We start from the raw sequence: 16,208 nt of genomic DNA, 5'->3' as shown, positions 1-16,208 counted from the left end.
CGTTATCGGCGACGTTGTATTCAGCCAGAAAACGTAGATGCTGAAACAGATTCACGTCGATCTACTTTTGGGTGAGTGCTACATTCGGCTGGCTGTAGTCGGTGAAATTGGTGGTGACGAGCTTAATTCCCGCCCTCCCCGTTTCATCTACGAAAACGTCCCACGATTCCTTACCGGCCTCTGATGTGCCGATACAAACGATGTTTCGGCCTTGGCCATCGCATTCAGAACACCCGACGCTCCCCATGGCTATCGCGAATGCGGCGAGAGCAATGGCAATGCGTTTCATGTCTACCTTCCAAAATTCAGTGTGATCACAATGATTGACATTGTGGCATTTCTGAAGGCACAGCAAATTTCTTTAGTGGCCCTAGAACGGCGCCACAGTACCAGAACGGAAAGCGCAATGCGCCCTACGCGAATACGAAGATGAGCCGGCCGCGCCTAGGACGCCGCAGGGGCCGGGGCTGCCGCCGCGACGGGCACGCTAGGCAGCTCGGGACCACCGTTACCCGGTCCGGCAGCAGGAATCTGCGCAACCAGCTGTGACTGCATCTGAGCCGATATCGCCGACCAGGACATGGCCGCCGGCTTCCCTCCCCAGCGCAGCGAATAGATTCCCACCAGCAAGGCCTGGCCGGGCTGGGTGATGGTGTACACCGGGCCACCCGAATCGCCGTGTTGCCCACCGATATCCGACATGGTGAACCAACCGTTGTTGATCGCGTCGACCTTGCCGCACGTCTCGCCGGACACCGATCCCATGAGGCATACCGGCAGCCCCGGCTCGGGCCCGGCGTTCTGCGTCATCCGCAGCGCAAGCCCATTGGGCAGGGTGCTGCTCAATTCCACCCCGGGCGCGAAGGAGATGCCTTCGTAGTCCGAAACGACATCTCCCGGGCCGATAGCGCCCCCGGTGGGCAGGTTCCGGCTCATCAGCAGCACCTCACCGATACGGTTCCCGCCCAGATCGGTCACCGATCCGGTGGCATTGCAATGGCCCGCCGTCAGGCCGATTCGAGATGCCGGATCGACGTAGCCAAGAGTGCAACGGCTGTCACCCTGGACAATCGACATGCCCGGGAAAGCGACAATCTTGGGAGGAGTTTCCGAGGCTGGATCGGCGGCCGAAAGCGCAGGTGAAGCAACAAGTATGCCGGCGACCGCGGCGACCGCGGCGACACCACATGCCAGAGCTCTGCTCACGTTTTTCACAACAACCAGCCCTCGGTTGACAATCCCGCCCTGCAAACGAGCATGGCGTCGGATTGCTGGAGTGTCAATTTCATTCGCCAGCAACGCCGCCGTGTCGCGAGCCTCCCCGGTGTCGCGCTCAGCCTCTACGATCGAACGCATGCGCAACCGCATCCGCCTCGCCCTTATCCCTGTCGCAGTCGCCGCCATTACCTTGGCCGGCTGCTCGAAGACCGAAAAGGCCGACGTCAACTTGCCCGAGGCCGCCACACTCCTGAATGAGTCAGCAGCCACCACCAAGACCCAGACCAGTACACACCTCGTACTCAAGGTCACCGGCGACAAGCCGACCATCAAGCTCTCCGAGCTCACCGGCGATCTGACCACCACGCCCGCCCTGGCCGCCAAGGGCACCGCCAAGACCGGCGGACTGGAGCTGCCCTTCGTGGTGGTCGACGGCGAGCTGTTCGCCCAGCTCGGCAGCGCTTACTCCAGCATGGGCCCCGTCAAGGATGTCTACGACGTCGGGATCATTCTGGATCCGAACAAGGGGTTGGCCAACCTCCTGTCCAACTTCACCGGCGCGAAGTCCGAGAAGACCGAGACTGTCGACGGTGTCGATTCTGTTCTGGTGACTGGGACCGTGAACAAGGACGCCATCAACACCTTCGCCGGCTCCAAACTCACCTCGGACATCCCGGGCAAGGCCTGGATCGCGAAGGACGGCACTCACACGCTGAGCAAGATCAGCGTCGATACGTCCCCGGGCAACACCATTGAGATGTCGTTGTCCGATTGGGGCAAGCCGGTCACGGTCGACAAGCCCGCCTCGTGATCGACACAGCCAAGGAGACAACCCTCCCGCTGCGGCATCGCGGCATCGCGATCGGAGCCGGAAGTCTGGCGGTGCTGTTGGGCGCCCTCGACACCTATGTCGTGGTCAGCGTCATCACCGACATCATGCGCGACGTCGGCATCGCATTGAACAACATCCAGCAGGTCACCCCGATCGTCACCGGGTACCTGTTGGGCTACATCGCCGCGATGCCGCTGCTCGGGCAGGCCTCCGACCGATTCGGTCGCCGGAGGATCCTGCAGCTGGCACTGGTGGGCTTTGCGATCGGTTCTGTTGTCACCGCGATGTCGACCGATCTCACGATGTTGGTCACGGGCCGGGTCATCCAGGGTGTCGCGAGCGGCGCGCTGCTACCGGTCACCCTGGCTCTGGGTGCCGATCTGTGGGCGGCACGCAACCGTGCGACGGTTCTCGGCGGCATCGGTGCCGCGCAGGAACTGGGCAGCGTGCTGGGCCCGCTGTACGGCGTCTTGTGCGTATGGCTGTTCGGCTCCTGGACCGCCATCTTCTGGGTCAACGTGCCGCTGGCGATCATCGCCATCGTGTTGGTTCAGTTCAGTGTTCCCGCGCACCAGCACGATGAGAACCGCCCGAAGGTCGACATCGTCGGAGGCGCACTACTTGCCATCGCACTGGGCCTGTTGGTCGTGGGCTTGTACAGCCCTAACCCCAAGGTCTCCGCATTACCGGAGTGGGGTCTGCCGGTACTCACCGGGTCCGCGGTCGCATTCCTGGCGTTCTTTCTCTGGGAATCGCGCGCCAAGACCCGGTTGATCAGCCCCGAAGGGGTTCGATTCGGCCCGTTCTTCGCGGCGCTGGCCGCATCGCTGGCCGCCGGAGCCGCACTCATGGTGACGCTCGTGAACATCGAGCTGCTCGGGCAGGGCGTGCTGCAGATGGACAAGGCCAACGCCGTGTTCCTGCTGTCGAGGTTCCTTGTCGCGCTGCCGATCGGCGCGGTGATCGGTGGCTGGCTGGCTACACGATTCGGCGACCGGATCATTGCGGTGGCCGGTCTGCTGATCGCCGCGTTCGGGTATTACCTGATATCGGGCTGGCCGGTGGACGTGTTGGCTGCCCGACACGATTTCGGGTTCTTCACGCTGCCCCGGCTCGATACGGACCTGGTGGTGGCCGGTGTGGGTCTGGGCCTGGTGATCGGCCCGCTCTCCTCGGCAGCGCTACGCGTGGTGCCCGCGGTGCAGCACGGCATCGCGTCTGCGCTGGTGGTGGTGGCCCGGATGACGGGCATGCTGATCGGGATGGCGGCCCTCGGAGGCTGGGGCATTCACCGCTTCTACCAGAATTTCGACGCGCTGGCCGCCCAGGAGCCCAAGCCAGAAGGAAAGCCGAATCTCCTTGTGCTGCAACAACAGCTGCTGGACCGATCCATTCACGCCTACAGTCAGATGTACAGCGAGATGTTCGCGATTACGGCAGTCGTCTGCGTGATTGGTGCGGCCATCGCGATATTCGTTGGTTCACAACGCAACTCGGGGGACGAGGCTCAGTAGCACATCGGGCCCCATGCGCTCGATGTGGTCGTACTCCCAGCGCAGCGCGCGCGACAGGGTGGTGACGCCCACGTCCTCCACAGCGGGGACGTTGCCACCCAAGAGCATCGGGGCGAGGTAGGCCAGGATCCTGTCCACCAGACCTGCGCGCAAAAAGGCCCCGGCCAGCGTCGGTCCACCCTCCAGGAAGACATCGGTGCGGTCCCCCAGGGCCGCAATCACCTCAGCCGGGTCGTGCGTCCGGATCACCATGGTGTGCGAGTCGTCGTTCAATACCTTGGCGTCCGAGGAGACCTCGCGCATACCGACAACGACGCGTAGCGGCTGGTGCGGGCACAACACGTTCTCGGGAGTGCGTGCGGTGAGCTGCGGGTCGTCGGCGAACACGGTGCCGGTACCCACCAGAACCGCATCGGCGAACGCTCTGCGCCGATGCACATCGGCCCGCGACTGCTCGCTGGTGATCCATTGACTGGTGCCGTCATTGGCGGCACTGCGCCCATCGACACTGGCGCCGTACTTCCAGGTGACATGGGGGCGCCCGGTGCGTTGTTTGTGCAGCCATTCTCGCAGGGGTCCCGCAGCGACCCTGTCGGCAGCGACGCCACCGAGGACCTCAACACCCAGCGCGCGCAAGCGCTCGGCTCCCCCGGCTGCCTGCGGATTCGGGTCGGCGACGGCGTAGACGACACGTGAAACGCCTGCCACTGCAAGCGCATCCACACATGGCCCGGTTCTCCCCTGGTGATTGCACGGCTCCAGAGTGACGACGGCAGTACCACCCGCCGCGGCATCACCGGCCTGGGCCAGCGCCACCACCTCGGCATGCTCCTGCCCGGGCGGGCGGGTACCGCCTACCCCGGCGACCACCCCCGCGGCATCCAGGATCACCGCGCCCACAGGCGGATTCGGGTAGGTACTGCCCTTAACCTCCTCCGCGGCCCGGATCGCTAGATCCATGGCGGCATCGAGTCCGATCGGGTTTGTCATATCAGCGGGCCAAATGTGTTGCTGCCCTGGCGGCTTGTTCACGCAGCGCCCGCACCGCCGATTGGGGGTCCTGCGCGCCATACACAGCCGAACCCGCAACGAAACAGTCGACACCCGCCTCGGCGGCTTGCTCGATGGTGTCGGCGTTGATGCCGCCGTCAATCTCCACGAGCACGGTCAGCTCGCCGGAGTCGACGAGCTTGCGCACCACGCGCACCTTGTCGAGTACGCCCGCGATGAATGATTGTCCACCAAATCCTGGTTCCACCGACATCACCAACAGCGTGTCAAAGTCCTTGAGCACCTCGAGATATGGGTCCAGGGGTGTGCCCGGTTTGATGCTGAGACCGGCCTTGGCACCCGCGGCACGAATATCACGGGCGACGGCGACGGGATTATCCGTGGCCTCGGCGTGGAAGGTCACATTGTATGCCCCCGCCTCGGCGTATCCGGGTGCCCAACGATCCGGGTTATCGATCATCAGGTGGCAGTCAATAGGGATATCGGTTGCGGCCAGCAGACTGTCGACGACGGGAAGACCCAGCGTCAGATTGGGTACGAAGTGCCCATCCATGACGTCCACATGCAGCCAGTCGGCCCCTTCCACTGCCGCCATCTCATCGGCAAGACGTGCGAAGTCGGCGGACAGGATCGATGGGGCGATCATGGGAGCACGGTGAGACATGCCGTTCAGCTTATGTGCCGCTTTATGCGTGTTTGCGCAGGAGGGCAGTGAACATGGCATCAGTGCCGTGCCGGTGCGGCCATAATTGCACCGCATCGGCATTGTCGAGCCCATCCACACCGGGGAACACCGGACGGGCGTCCTCGGCGGTTACCGGGTGACGCCGCACCGCATCGGACACCACACCCACTGTTTCGGCCAGGTGCGGCGAGCAGGTGCTGTACACGATGACGCCGCCCGGTCGAGTCAATTCGATGGCACTGGAAAGCAATTCGCGTTGCAGCTTGACCAGCGCCGGGATGTCGCCCGGTTGACGCCGCCAGCGAGCCTCGGGGCGGCGGCGCAGCGCACCGAGCCCCGTGCAGGGTGCGTCGACCAGCACGCGGTCGAAGGACGCGGGCGCCAGTCCGCTTTGACGCCCATCCGCGGTGAGCACCGTCACCGGCAAGGATTTCGCGGCGGTGGCCACCAACCCGGCCCGATGCGCGGCGATCTCGACCGCCGTGACATGGGCACCGCGCTCGGCCGCCAGCGCCCCCAACAAAGCCGTCTTGCCACCCGGCCCGGCACACAGGTCAAGCCATCGTTCGTCGGTACCGTCGAGCGGAGCCAGCGCTGTCGCGCGCGCGACCAGCTGGCTGCCTTCGTCTTGTACTTGCGCCAGGCCGTCGCGAAGGGCCTCCAATCGGCCCGGGTTTCCGCCGGGTAGGTACACCGCGTAGGGCGAGTAGCGGCCGACGGTGCCGCCCACCTCTTCGGCCAGCGTCTCCGCATCCACGTGCCCCGGACGTGCGGCGAGGTGAACGACAGGGCGCTCATCGTCACTGGCGAGCACGTCGCCGAGCTCAGCGGCCGCTGGGCCCAGCGCATCGGAAAACGCCTGAGCAATCCACCGCGGGTGGGCGGTCGCGAAGGCGAGCCGGCCGATCCTGTCGGATTCCGGCGGAGCCAACTCCTGTACCCATTCGTGCTCGCTACGACGGGAGATGGTCCGCAGTACCGCGTTCACGAAACCGGCTCTGCCCTGGTCGAATTCGACGGCTACCGCATCGACGGTGGTGGACAGCGCGGCATGAGGTTCTACGCGGGTGCGTAGCAGCTGATAGGCACCCAGCCGCAGCGGATCACGCAGCCCCTCGTCCACCTCGTCGATCGCGCGACCCGCTGCCGAGGCGATCACCGCGTCGAGAAGGCCACGGGCCCTCGATGTTCCATAGGTGAGCTCGGTGGCGAAGGCGGCGTCGCGCCCGGCTATGCCGCGCTCGCGCAGCAACGCGGGCAGCGCCAGATTGGCATACGCGTCGTGACGCGATACCGCGCGCAGCACATCGAGCGCCGCCTGACGTGCCGGATCGAGCTTGCGGCGCGCACGCTCGGGCGGACGTGCGTCCTGGTTGGGCCGCCTACGCGGCGGTCGAGTGCTCACAGTGCGCGAACCTCCGCATCCAGTCTGGCGCCGCGCGCCCAGTCGACAGCATTCATCAGCTTCTTCCCTTGGGGCTGGACCTCGTTGAGCGCGATCGCCGTCGTGCCGGTGCCGACCAGTACGTCTCGCTTGCGAACCGCGACCGCTCCGGGCGGCAGTTGTTCGGTCTGCTCGTTAACATCGACCCGCACCGGCCCCACTTTGACCCGTGTCTCGCCGATGGTTGTCCAGGCGCCGGGTTCGGGAGTCATGGCTCGCACATGGCGATCGATCACGTGCGCCGGAAGCTCCCACCGGATTCGAGCGTGCTCCACGGTGATCTTCGGTGCGGTGCTCACTCCGCCGACTACCTGCGGAACGGCTACCAGTGCCCCGTCTTCGATCCCGTCCATTGTCGATTCAAGAAGGCCCGCACCGGATTCAGCGAGTCTGCCCAGCAACGCACCAGCGGTGTCCCCGGCGCTGATCCGCTCGGTGACCACGCCATAAACAGGCCCGCTGTCCAAGGCGGGCTCGATAAGAAACGTGGTGGCACCGGTTATCTCGTCACCAGCGGCGATGGATGCCTGCACGGGAGCGGCGCCGCGCCACGCGGGCAGCAGTGAGAAATGCAGATTCACCCAGCCATGCGTGGGCACGGCGAGCAACTCGGGTTTCAGCAGGGCCCCGTAGGCGACCACCGCGCAGCAGTCCGGAGCAAGTTCAGTGAGCTCACTGACGAATTCGGGGTCGTTCGGGCGCGATGGGGCGAGCACGGTGATCCCATGCTCGCGGGCCAGCTCGGCCACCGGCGACGCCGCCGAGGCTCGTCCCCTGCCTGAGCGGGCGTCGGGCCGAGTCAGTACCGCGACCACCTCATGACGGGAGGCCAACAGCCTTCGCAGAGACGGCAACGCCGGGGCCGGAGTACCGGCGAACACTATGCGCACCGCGTCAGTCTAGGAAGGATGCGCCGTCTACATCGAATCCCCGGTGGACCGGCCGAGCCCGGGACGGCCCATGGCGTTCGCCGAGGATCGCGATCCCAAGTCTGGATACATCCGATACCATAATCTTGATGGCTACCAGAGGACGAGGCCGGCCGAGTGGCGCTCCCTACGATCGCACGTTGCGAACAGAGGACCTGCTCAACGCCGCGGAGCGCGCGATTCGCAACAGCGGGGGCTCCGTCTCCATTGCCGAGGTGGCCAGGGAGGCAGGATTCGCCCGATCCGCCTGCTATGCGATCTTTCCTACCAAGGCGGATCTGCTGCGCGCGTTGAGCCGCCGTCACGCCGATCGGCTGATCGCCGGTTCGTGGCGAGACAGCATGGTCGGCGATATACGCGATCAAACCCGGGCTTTTTCGGACATTGTTATCGACTGGATCATCGCGGAACCGGAGCTGTACGTCGCGCTCGATCGCGACCTCACCGCCCAGGAACGACTCGACCACGGGGTCTTCGACCTCATCGCGCAGGTGACCGAAGAGCATTTGCAGGCCGAGTTCCCCGGCGCACACATGCGACAGCTGGCGCCTATCTGGTCACGGCTCGCGGTCGGCGGCGTGCTGATGACCATCAACTGGTGGACAAACACGAGCGATATGACCCGCGAGGAGCTCCTCGGCTACATCGTCGATACTTTCGCCCACGGTATCGGTGGTGGCCCCGCGCTCACCGCCGCTAATGCCTGACGTTCGCCGGATCAACCCACGTGGAGCGGATCGATCTGGACTCTGACGGGCTCGGCGTCGCGTCGCGCACTCAGCGTCGCCACTCCCCGGCGCAAAGCCGCCGCCATCTCAAGTCCCGCGGTGCGCTCGACCCGAATGAGCATGCGCACCACCTCTACGCCATCGGATATCCCGGCCGGGCGGCGCGCCCCCACCGGTAGATCGACGGGTCCCAGCAGCTCGGCACCCTCGGGAAGATCAGCAGTGTCGATGAGGGCCACCACTGCCGCGGCGGGCCCGTCGATGGCCGCGATATGCACCTGCGGCGGCAATCCGACCTCCGCACGGGCCGCCAGTTCCGCGGCGGCATGCCCTACCGGATCCCACCGGATCAGGGCCTGCACCGTCGGCAGGGTCGAGTCCGCGACGACAACGACGGTTCCACCCTCGTCAGCTCCGCGCACCAGCGCGGCGGCAGCCATCCACTTGCGCAAGGTGTCTTCCGCGGCCCGCAGGTCCTGACGTCCGAGCAATGCCCACGCATCCAGGAGCAGTGCCGCACCATATCCGTTGGGTGTCAAGGGTTCCGCCCCAGGCGTGCACACCACCAGGCTCGGTGGCCCGGTGACCGTGGTGTGCACCTCGCCGCCGCCGGATGTCACCACCGGAACTCCCGGCAGTGCTCTACCGAGCTCCTCGGCGGTCCTGCGCGCGCCCACCACCACGGCGCGCACCGCACCCGAGCCGCAACGGGCGCAACGCAGATCGGCATCGACGCGTCCGCACCAGCGACAGCTGGGGCTCGAGGTATCACTTGGTCCTTCCAGCGCCAGCGGGCCGGTGCAGTGACGACACCGCGCGACAGTGCGGCAGCGGGTGCAGGCCAACGCCGGAACATACCCACGGCGCGGTACCTGCACGAGCACCGAATGCCCGCGCTTCAACGCATCCCGCGCGGCAGTCAGCGCCACCATGGGAAGTCGAGCCGAACGTGCCGCCGGATCGCGTTCCTGCGCATATCCGCTGTCGTCGAGGGCACTGATCCGGGCAGAGGCGTTGCGTACCACCGCGCGGGCCGCGACCAGATCATGCGCCCAGCCGCTTGCCACGAGTGCCTGAGACTCGGCGGTGCGCGCATACCCCCCGATCACCGCGGCACACCGCAGCTGATGCGCACGCAGCATCGCCACCTCGCGGGCGTGCGGATAAGGAGAACGGGGCTCGGCGAGGTTGTCATCGCCGTCGTCCCACACCATCACCAGCCCCACATCGGACACGGGTGCGAACACCGCGGCCCGGGTACCGATCACCACCGTCGCGTCTCCACGCAGAACCGCCAGCCAGCGCCGATACCGTTCGGCGGGGCCGAGTTCCGCCGAAAGTGCGATAACACATTGTGCACCAACATGTTTCACACATTCCGCGGCCAACGCATCGATATCGCGCTGATCCGGCACGACCGCGAGCACCCCCCTGCCGATGCTTACCGTGGCCACCGCGGCCTCGGCGAGCCGGGTGCACCAGGCTTCACCGGGCAGTGCCTGCCACACCGCGCGCGCGGCGCGGCCCTGCGAGAGTGCCTCGAGAAATCGTTCGCCACGTTGATAGCGGCCCCAACCCGTGCCATCGACCTGCGCAGCCACGAAATCATCGGCCGACGCCGCACGGATTTCCTTCTCAACGCGCGCGTGACGAGGCGGCAGTGCCAGGCGCAGCACGTCGGCGCGGGTTCCCGCATATCGGGCCGCCACCGCGTCGACGAGCCTGCGTACGTCCGGCGTCAGCACCCGCGTGGGCGATACGACGCGATCCAGCCACCCGAGCTTGCCGGGGTGATCGGTTTCCGAACGGCGTTCCAGCAGGATCGCGTCCACCAGCCGACCGTGGAATCGCACCCGCACCCGCACTCCGGGCTGGGCGTCGTCGGATTGCTCCGCCGACACCAAGTAGTCAAACTCGCGATCCAGATGAGGCACGGTGAGCAGCGGCAGTACCCGAGCCACCGGCTCGTGCTCGGCCACCACCCGCGTCGCAGTCACCTGGTGGTTCTAGCAGACGCCCCCGACTCGCAGGTCAGCACCCGATACAGTGACGGCATGACCGATTCTGTCGCTCTTCACGCAAGCGGCTCATCGCACACCGAACCGAGCATCGACCCGATCATCCTCAAGATCCTGGAAGCTGTTCCTATTCAGCTCGTTTCGCCAGACGGGCCGCAGGCTTCCCGGGATGCCTACCGGGCAATCGCCACCGCGCGCCCCCCGTGGATCGAGGTCGCCAAGGTGGAGGACCGCACCATCCCCGGTCCCGCCGGAGAGATACCGGTGCGGATCTACTCCCCGTCCGCGGACGGGGTACACCCGGTGTTCGTGCTGATCCACGGGGGTGGCTGGGTAATCGGCGACCTGGATACCCACGATGCGGTCGGCCGGGCGGCGGCCGTACAGGCCGACGCCGTGGTGGTGTCGGTGGACTATCGGCTGGCGCCTGAGCACCCGTATCCAGCCGCGGTCGAGGACTGCTGGGCCGCATTGCAATGGGTGCACGAACATGCCGCCGACATCGGTGGCGACCCGGATCGCCTTGCCGTCGGCGGCGATTCCGCCGGCGGAAACCTCTCCGCGGTGCTTGCCCAGCTGGCCCGCGATAACGGCATTCCACTGGCCTTTCAGGTGCTGTGGTACCCGGCCACCACCTTTGACGTGACGCTGCCCTCGATGATCGAGAACGCCGAGGCACCCGTCCTGGACGTCAAGGCGGTCGCCGGGCTGAGCAAGTGGTATCTCGGGGACACCAATCCCGCCACCGCCGGCCCGACGCTGGTCCCGGCCCGAGCAGAGAGCTTCGAGGGGCTGGCCCCGGCGTTCATCGGCACCGCCCAGTTTGATCCGCTGCGCGACGACGGCGCCAGGTACGCCGAGTTGCTCAGTGGCGCCGGCGTGCCGGTCGAGCTACACAACGCCCCCACCCTGATCCACGGCTACCTGGGTTACGCCGATATCGTGCCTGCCGCCACCGAAGAGCGGGATCGGTCACTGGCCGCTCTCAGGGCGGCGCTGCACGGCTAGCCCCAGGCGGGACGAGCTCAGCACGTACATCAGCGCGCCTCCCAACAGCGCCCCGGCCGGCCACGACAGCGCGGTCAGGCTTTGTGACGAGGGGGCCAGAGCCAGAGCGACCGCCGCGGCACCCGAAACGACCAGTGCGATCAGTGCCGCGGGGTTGAACCCGCGGATGTAGTAGTAGGCACCCTCGGTGGACTCGGAGTACAGATCGGCCGTGTTGGTGCGCTGGCGACGCAGCAGGTAGTAGTCCACCACTAGGATCCCGAGCACCGGCCCCATCAGCGCGCCCACCCCGCCGAGGAAGTACACGATGGCGGCCTCGTTCCCCCAGATGTTCCAGGGAAGCACCACGACCGACAGGACCGCGGTGATGATGCCCCCGGTGCGAAATGAGATGTACTTCGGTGCGACGTTGGAGATGTCGTACGACGGAGAGACGAAGTTGAGCACCACATTGATGCCCACGGTGGCGATGGCGAAGAGAACCGCCGCGACGATCACGATGGCATCCGAATCGATATCGGCGACCAGCTCTACCGGATCGGTCATCGCACTGCCGTACTTCTTCAGCGCAGCAAGCGAAATGACGATCGAGATCACCACAAACGCGGTCTCGTTGAGCGGGATGCCCAGGGCATTCCCGCGCAGGATCGCCCCGCGGCTGGGTGCGAACCGGGCGAAGTCCGCGTAGTTGACCAAGGGGCCGGCCATGAAGGCGACCATCAGGAATGCCACTCCGGCGAAGGCAAGCACCGTGGCCCCGGGTGTGAGCGGCGCACCGACGCGGGCACCGAAGTCGATGCTCCAGTCCACACTGGCCAGCATCCATATCGCCAGGGCGATCATCCCGATCCACACGACCGGGCCGGCCACATCGGAGGCCTTGCGGACTATCTCCATGCCGTAGTTGAGAATCAGCAGCTGCACGGTCCACAGCGTCAGGAAGGCGGCCCACCCCAGGGCGTGCAGCCCCAAGAACGTCGGTTCGGTCCACGCCCGCAGCCCGGGATCCAACCGCAAGAGCAGCACGATGACCGCTGTGGACGCCAGGTAGGTTTGGATCCCGTACCAGAAGATCGCGACCATTCCGCGCAGCAGAGCTGGGACATTGGCGCCGAAGATCCCGAATGTGGCACGTGCGAAAACCGGGAACGGCACCCCCAGCCGTTGGCCGGCGATCCCGATCAGGTTGCTCCCGAACCACAGCACCAGCACCCCGGCAAAGAGCGCCAGCATGGTCTGCCAGCCCGTCAGCCCCAGGGCCAACATGCCCACGGCAAAGCCGTAGCTGCCCAGGCTGTGCGCCGAGGTCATCCACAGGCAGAAGATGTCCCAGGTGCGCCAGGTCGCCTGTGCCGCGGCGGTGGGCGCCAGGTCCTCGTTACTCAGCCGGCTCGCGGCCGCGACCGGCGCAAGCTCCCCCTCCGCCGTCGCCATCAGCTCTTCGCCGTGATGTGTTGTGACAGAGCGGGAATGACCGTTTCCCCGTATACCCGCAGTGTTTCCTCCTTGTTGTCGTGCTGTAGGTATCCAGCGAACTGGTCCACCCCGAGCGCCTTGAGCTCCAACAACTTTGCGATGTGATCCGCCGCGGTGCCCAGCACACAGAAGCGCTCGACGATGTCGTCGCTCACGAATTCCGCATGGGTGTTCCCTGCCCGGCCGTGCTGGTTGTAGTCATATCCCGCACGTCCGGCGATGTAGTCGGTAAGCGATTGCGGTACCTGACCGTGGGAGCCATACCTGGTCACGATGTCGGCCACGTGATTGCCCACCATGCCACCGAACCATCGGCATTGGTCGCGCATATGCGTCCAGTCCGATCCCACATACATGGGTGCAGCCACGCAGATCCGCACATCCGCCGGATCACGCCCGGCCGCCACGGCCGCTTCCCGCACCGCTGCGATCATCCACCGCGCGATGTCGATATCGGCGAGCTGCAAGATGAAACCGTCTGCTACTTCACCGGTCAGGGCGAGCGCCTTGGGCCCGTATGCCGCGACCCATACCTCGAGCGCGGAGTCGCGGCTCCACGGGAATTGCATAGTGGCACCGTCGTATTCGACGGGCCGCGAGTTCGCGAGCTCCCTGATGACGTGGATCGAGTCACGCAGCGTGGCCAGGGTTGTGGGTGCGCCGCCGGTCACCCGGACCGCCGAATCGCCGCGGCCGATGCCGCAGACAGTGCGGTTGCCGTACATGTCGTTCAGGGTCGCATACAGCGACGCGGTAACGGTCCAGTCCCGGGTGGCCGGATTGGTGACCATGGGCCCCACGACAATCCGCTTCGTCTCATGCAGGATCTGACTGTAGAGCACATAGGGCTCCTGCCACAGGAGGTGCGAATCGAAGGTCCACACATGGCTGAAGCCATGTGCCTCGGCAAGTTTGGCCAGCTGCACGGTTCGCGCAGCCGGTGGATCACATTGCAGGACAACTCCGAAATCCATCGCAGGCCCTCTCTATCGATCAGCCTCAGATGAGGTATTGACACAGGTCGCGGCGCAGAAACGCACCGTCTCCCTGGCTGCCCAGATACTCGTCGCCGTCGACGATCACCTTCCCGCGGGAAAGCACGGTGTCGACGTGTCCGTCGATCTCGTACCCCTCCCACGCCGAGTGGTCCATGTTCATATGGTGGGTCTTGCCCAACCCGATCGAGGTGTGCCCGTGGGGGTCATAGACGACGATGTCCGCGTCGGCACCGGGCGCGATCACCCCCTTGCGCCCGTAGAGCCCGAACATCCGAGCCGGGGTCGTCGAGGTGATCTCCACCCACCGCTCCACGGTGATCCGGCTGTCCACAACCCCCTGGTACAGCAGATCCATTCGGTGCTCGATCGAGCCGATCCCGTTGGGAATCTTCGAGAAATCCCCGACTCCCATGTCCTTCTGCCCCTTCATGCAGAACGGGCAATGATCGGTCGACACCATCTGTATGTCGTTGGTCCGCAGCGCGCGCCACATCTCATCCTGGTGATGTTCTTGTTTGGACCGCAGCGGTGTCGAGCAGACCCACTTGGAGCCCTCGAAGCCCGGCGCACCCAGGTTGTCCTCGAGGGACAGGTACAGGTACTGCGGGCAGGTCTCCCCGTATACGTTCTGGCCCGCGTCACGCGCGGCGGCCAACTGGGCGACGGCCTGTTTCGCCGAGACGTGCACGACGTATAGCGGCGCGCCCGTCAGGTTCGACAGCATGATGGCGCGGTGCGTCGCCTCCTCCTCGAGCTGCCAAGCCCGCGCGATCCCGTGGTAGTACGGATCCGTCTTGCCCGCCGCGAGCAGCTGAGCCACCAAAACATCTATGGCAGGACCATTCTCGGCGTGCATCATGGTCATCAGCCCGGTGTCGGCACCCACCTGCATGGCGCGCAATATCTGCGCGTCGTTGCTGTAGAAGACCCCCGGGTACGCCATGAACATCTTGTAACTCGTGATGCCCTCGTCGGCCAGGCCGCGCAGGGCCGTCAGCGAGGCATCGTTGACGTCACCCACAATCTGGTGAAAGGAATAGTCCACCGCGCATCGGCCCGCCGCCATCTCATGCCATGTCTGCAGCGAATCTTGCAGCTGCTCACCGTATTTCTGCACAGCGAAGTCGATGATGGTAGTGGTGCCGCCCCATGCCGCGGCCCGCGTCCCCGTCTCGAAGTCATCGGAGGCGGTCGTGCCACCGAAGGGCATCGACATATGGGTGTGGGCGTCAATCCCACCCGGGATGACGTACTTGCCGGCCGCCTCGATCACGGTGTCGACGGCGCCGGCCAGATCCACCCCCAGCAGCGTGCTGCCGGGTTGCAGTACGGCGGCGATCTTCTCGCCGTCGATCAGGACATCCGCGTCACCGCGGCCGGTCGCCGTCACCACGGTGCCGCCCCGGATCAGGGTCGTTGTCATCGACAGCCTCCTACGGAGCGACGATCGGGCCGTACGTGTCGGGCCGGCGATCCCGGTAGAACTGCCAGTCGGCCCGCACCTCACGGACCACGGACAGATCCAGATCCCGTATCACGATCTCTTCGGCGCTCTCGGAGGCGATCTCGCCGACGTAGTTTCCGCGCGGATCGACGAAGTAGGAACTGCCGTAGAACGTGACGGCCTGATCCCCGAATTCGCCGTCCTCGGTGCCTATTCGGTTGTTGGCGCCGACGAAGTACTGGTTGGCCGCCGCCGCCGCGGGCTGCTCCAGCTCCCAAAGCCTGTTGGACAGGCCGGGTTTGGTGGCCGACGGATTGAAGACCAGCTCTGCTCCGGCGAGCCCGTAGTTACGCCAGCCTTCCGGGAAATGCCGGTCGTAACAGATGTAGACACCTATCTTCCCGACGGCGGTGTCGAATACGGGGTACCCGAGGTTCCCGGGCCGAAAGTAGAACTTCTCCCAGAATCGGTCGAGATGCGGAATGTGGTGCTTGCGGTATTTACCCAGGTAGGTGCCGTCGGCGTCCACCACCGCGGCGGTGTTGTAGAGAACACCCGGCCGCTCCTCCTCGTACACCGGGAGCACCATGACCATGCGGTGCTCCCTGGCGAGCGCCGCGAACCTCTCGGTAACCGGTCCGGGCACCGATTCGGCGTATTCGTAGTACTTCTTGTCCTGCACGATGCCGAAGTAGGGACCGTAGAAGAGCTCCTGAAAACAGATCACCTGAGCGCCCTGGGACGCCGCCTCGGCGACAAAGCGCTCGTGCTTGGCCAGCATCGATTCCTTGTCGCCAGTCCAAGTCGCTTGCGTCAGTGCGGCTCTGATCACCGATGAGCCGCTCGCGCGAAGAGCATCAGACACCGTCATTGGCAGACTCTATGCGCACCTCGCCCGGCGCG

At 65.5% G+C, this 16,208-nt stretch carries 14 protein-coding genes and 1 pseudogene; 4 read left to right on the top strand and 11 right to left on the bottom strand.

The annotated features are described in order from the left end of the window. Window positions 1-289, bottom strand: a pseudogene (locus B4383_RS16910) (MetQ/NlpA family ABC transporter substrate-binding protein); the annotation flags it as partial. A gap of 155 nt (window positions 290-444) precedes the next feature. Beyond that, window positions 445-1,215 (bottom strand): hypothetical protein, encoded by a 771-nt coding sequence (locus B4383_RS16905; RefSeq protein ID WP_078288224.1) that lies wholly within the window; start codon window positions 1,213-1,215, stop codon window positions 445-447. A 139-nt stretch (window positions 1,216-1,354) separates the two neighbouring features. Here B4383_RS16905 and B4383_RS16900 point away from each other — a divergent pair, with 139 nt between their 5' ends. Both B4383_RS16900 and B4383_RS16895 read left to right on the top strand, forming a co-directional pair. Next, entirely contained in the window at window positions 1,355-2,029 is a 675-nt protein-coding gene (locus tag B4383_RS16900) for an LppX_LprAFG lipoprotein (RefSeq protein ID WP_078287993.1), read from the top strand. After that, complete coding sequence (locus tag B4383_RS16895; protein WP_078287992.1) at window positions 2,026-3,564, top strand: MFS transporter; 1,539 nt, start codon at window positions 2,026-2,028, stop codon at window positions 3,562-3,564. The genes B4383_RS16900 and B4383_RS16895 overlap by 4 nt, the downstream gene beginning before the upstream one ends. On the opposite strand, the gene ribD is transcribed toward B4383_RS16895, so the two are convergent. The 4 genes from ribD to fmt are packed head-to-tail and all read right to left on the bottom strand — an operon-like array spanning window position 3,532 to window position 7,594. Then, window positions 3,532-4,554, bottom strand: a complete 1,023-nt coding sequence (ribD, locus tag B4383_RS16890; protein WP_078287991.1) for a bifunctional diaminohydroxyphosphoribosylaminopyrimidine deaminase/5-amino-6-(5-phosphoribosylamino)uracil reductase RibD — start codon at window positions 4,552-4,554, stop codon at window positions 3,532-3,534. The genes B4383_RS16895 and ribD overlap by 33 nt on opposite strands. A 1-nt stretch (window position 4,555) precedes the next feature. Continuing rightward, on the bottom strand, window positions 4,556-5,239 hold the full coding sequence (gene rpe / locus B4383_RS16885; protein WP_139360831.1) for a ribulose-phosphate 3-epimerase: 684 nt from the start codon (window positions 5,237-5,239) through the stop codon (window positions 4,556-4,558). Window positions 5,240-5,261: 22 nt separating this feature from the next. After that, window positions 5,262-6,665 (bottom strand): transcription antitermination factor NusB, encoded by a 1,404-nt coding sequence (locus tag B4383_RS16880; protein ID WP_078287989.1) that lies wholly within the window; start codon window positions 6,663-6,665, stop codon window positions 5,262-5,264. Continuing rightward, window positions 6,662-7,594: a methionyl-tRNA formyltransferase gene (gene fmt / locus B4383_RS16875; protein ID WP_078287988.1), complete on the bottom strand. Its 933-nt coding sequence runs from the start codon at window positions 7,592-7,594 to the stop codon at window positions 6,662-6,664. Before fmt ends, B4383_RS16880 begins: the two co-directional genes overlap by 4 nt. A 179-nt stretch (window positions 7,595-7,773) precedes the next feature. Here fmt and B4383_RS16870 point away from each other — a divergent pair, with 179 nt between their 5' ends. Further along, on the top strand, window positions 7,774-8,340 hold the full coding sequence (locus tag B4383_RS16870; protein ID WP_078287987.1) for a TetR/AcrR family transcriptional regulator: 567 nt from the start codon (window positions 7,774-7,776) through the stop codon (window positions 8,338-8,340). Window positions 8,341-8,351: 11 nt separating this feature from the next. Here the strand turns inward: B4383_RS16870 and B4383_RS16865 are convergent, their stop codons facing one another. Further along, window positions 8,352-10,358 (bottom strand): primosomal protein N', encoded by a 2,007-nt coding sequence (locus tag B4383_RS16865; RefSeq protein ID WP_139360829.1) that lies wholly within the window; start codon window positions 10,356-10,358, stop codon window positions 8,352-8,354. A 57-nt stretch (window positions 10,359-10,415) separates the two neighbouring features. On the opposite strand from B4383_RS16865, the gene B4383_RS16860 reads away from it, so the two are divergent. Beyond that, window positions 10,416-11,387: an alpha/beta hydrolase gene (locus tag B4383_RS16860; protein ID WP_078288222.1), complete on the top strand. Its 972-nt coding sequence runs from the start codon at window positions 10,416-10,418 to the stop codon at window positions 11,385-11,387. Here the strand turns inward: B4383_RS16860 and B4383_RS16855 are convergent. From B4383_RS16855 to B4383_RS16840, 4 genes are read right to left on the bottom strand one after another with little or no spacing between them, the layout of a single operon-like run. Further along, window positions 11,352-12,821 carry an NCS1 family nucleobase:cation symporter-1 gene (locus B4383_RS16855; protein ID WP_078287986.1) on the bottom strand — a complete coding sequence of 490 codons (1,470 nt, stop codon included), beginning with the start codon at window positions 12,819-12,821 and terminating at the stop codon, window positions 11,352-11,354. The two genes, B4383_RS16860 and B4383_RS16855, sit on opposite strands and share 36 nt — an antisense overlap. Continuing rightward, complete coding sequence (locus B4383_RS16850; protein ID WP_078287985.1) at window positions 12,821-13,837, bottom strand: TIGR03842 family LLM class F420-dependent oxidoreductase; 1,017 nt, start codon at window positions 13,835-13,837, stop codon at window positions 12,821-12,823. The genes B4383_RS16855 and B4383_RS16850 overlap by 1 nt, the downstream gene beginning before the upstream one ends. Window positions 13,838-13,862: 25 nt before the next feature. After that, window positions 13,863-15,284: a dihydropyrimidinase gene (gene hydA / locus B4383_RS16845; RefSeq protein WP_078287984.1), complete on the bottom strand. Its 1,422-nt coding sequence runs from the start codon at window positions 15,282-15,284 to the stop codon at window positions 13,863-13,865. A gap of 10 nt (window positions 15,285-15,294) precedes the next feature. After that, on the bottom strand, window positions 15,295-16,137 hold the full coding sequence (locus tag B4383_RS16840) for a nitrilase-related carbon-nitrogen hydrolase (protein ID WP_176126706.1): 843 nt from the start codon (window positions 16,135-16,137) through the stop codon (window positions 15,295-15,297). Window positions 16,138-16,208 lie beyond the last annotated feature (71 nt).

It is taken from the genome of Mycobacterium sp. D16R24, assembly GCF_002013385.1.
Taxonomy (GTDB): Bacteria; Actinomycetota; Actinomycetes; order Mycobacteriales; family Mycobacteriaceae; genus Mycobacterium.
The sequence above is the reverse complement of the archived record's forward strand: the minus strand, read 5'-3'. Positions and strand labels throughout refer to the sequence as shown.

What these genes read in the sequence shown, in the direction of transcription:
- B4383_RS16900 (WP_078287993.1), top strand. Translation starts at nt 1,355, where the DNA reads ATGCGCAACCGCATCCGCCTCGCCCTTATCCCTGTCGCAGTCGCCGCC.
- ribD (WP_078287991.1), bottom strand. Translation starts at nt 4,554, where the DNA reads ATGACAAACCCGATCGGACTCGATGCCGCCATGGATCTAGCGATCCGG.
- rpe (WP_139360831.1), bottom strand. Translation starts at nt 5,239, where the DNA reads ATGTCTCACCGTGCTCCCATGATCGCCCCATCGATCCTGTCCGCCGAC.
- B4383_RS16860 (WP_078288222.1), top strand. Translation starts at nt 10,416, where the DNA reads ATGACCGATTCTGTCGCTCTTCACGCAAGCGGCTCATCGCACACCGAA.
- B4383_RS16855 (WP_078287986.1), bottom strand. Translation starts at nt 12,821, where the DNA reads ATGGCGACGGCGGAGGGGGAGCTTGCGCCGGTCGCGGCCGCGAGCCGG.
- B4383_RS16850 (WP_078287985.1), bottom strand. Translation starts at nt 13,837, where the DNA reads ATGGATTTCGGAGTTGTCCTGCAATGTGATCCACCGGCTGCGCGAACC.
- hydA (WP_078287984.1), bottom strand. Translation starts at nt 15,284, where the DNA reads ATGACAACGACCCTGATCCGGGGCGGCACCGTGGTGACGGCGACCGGC.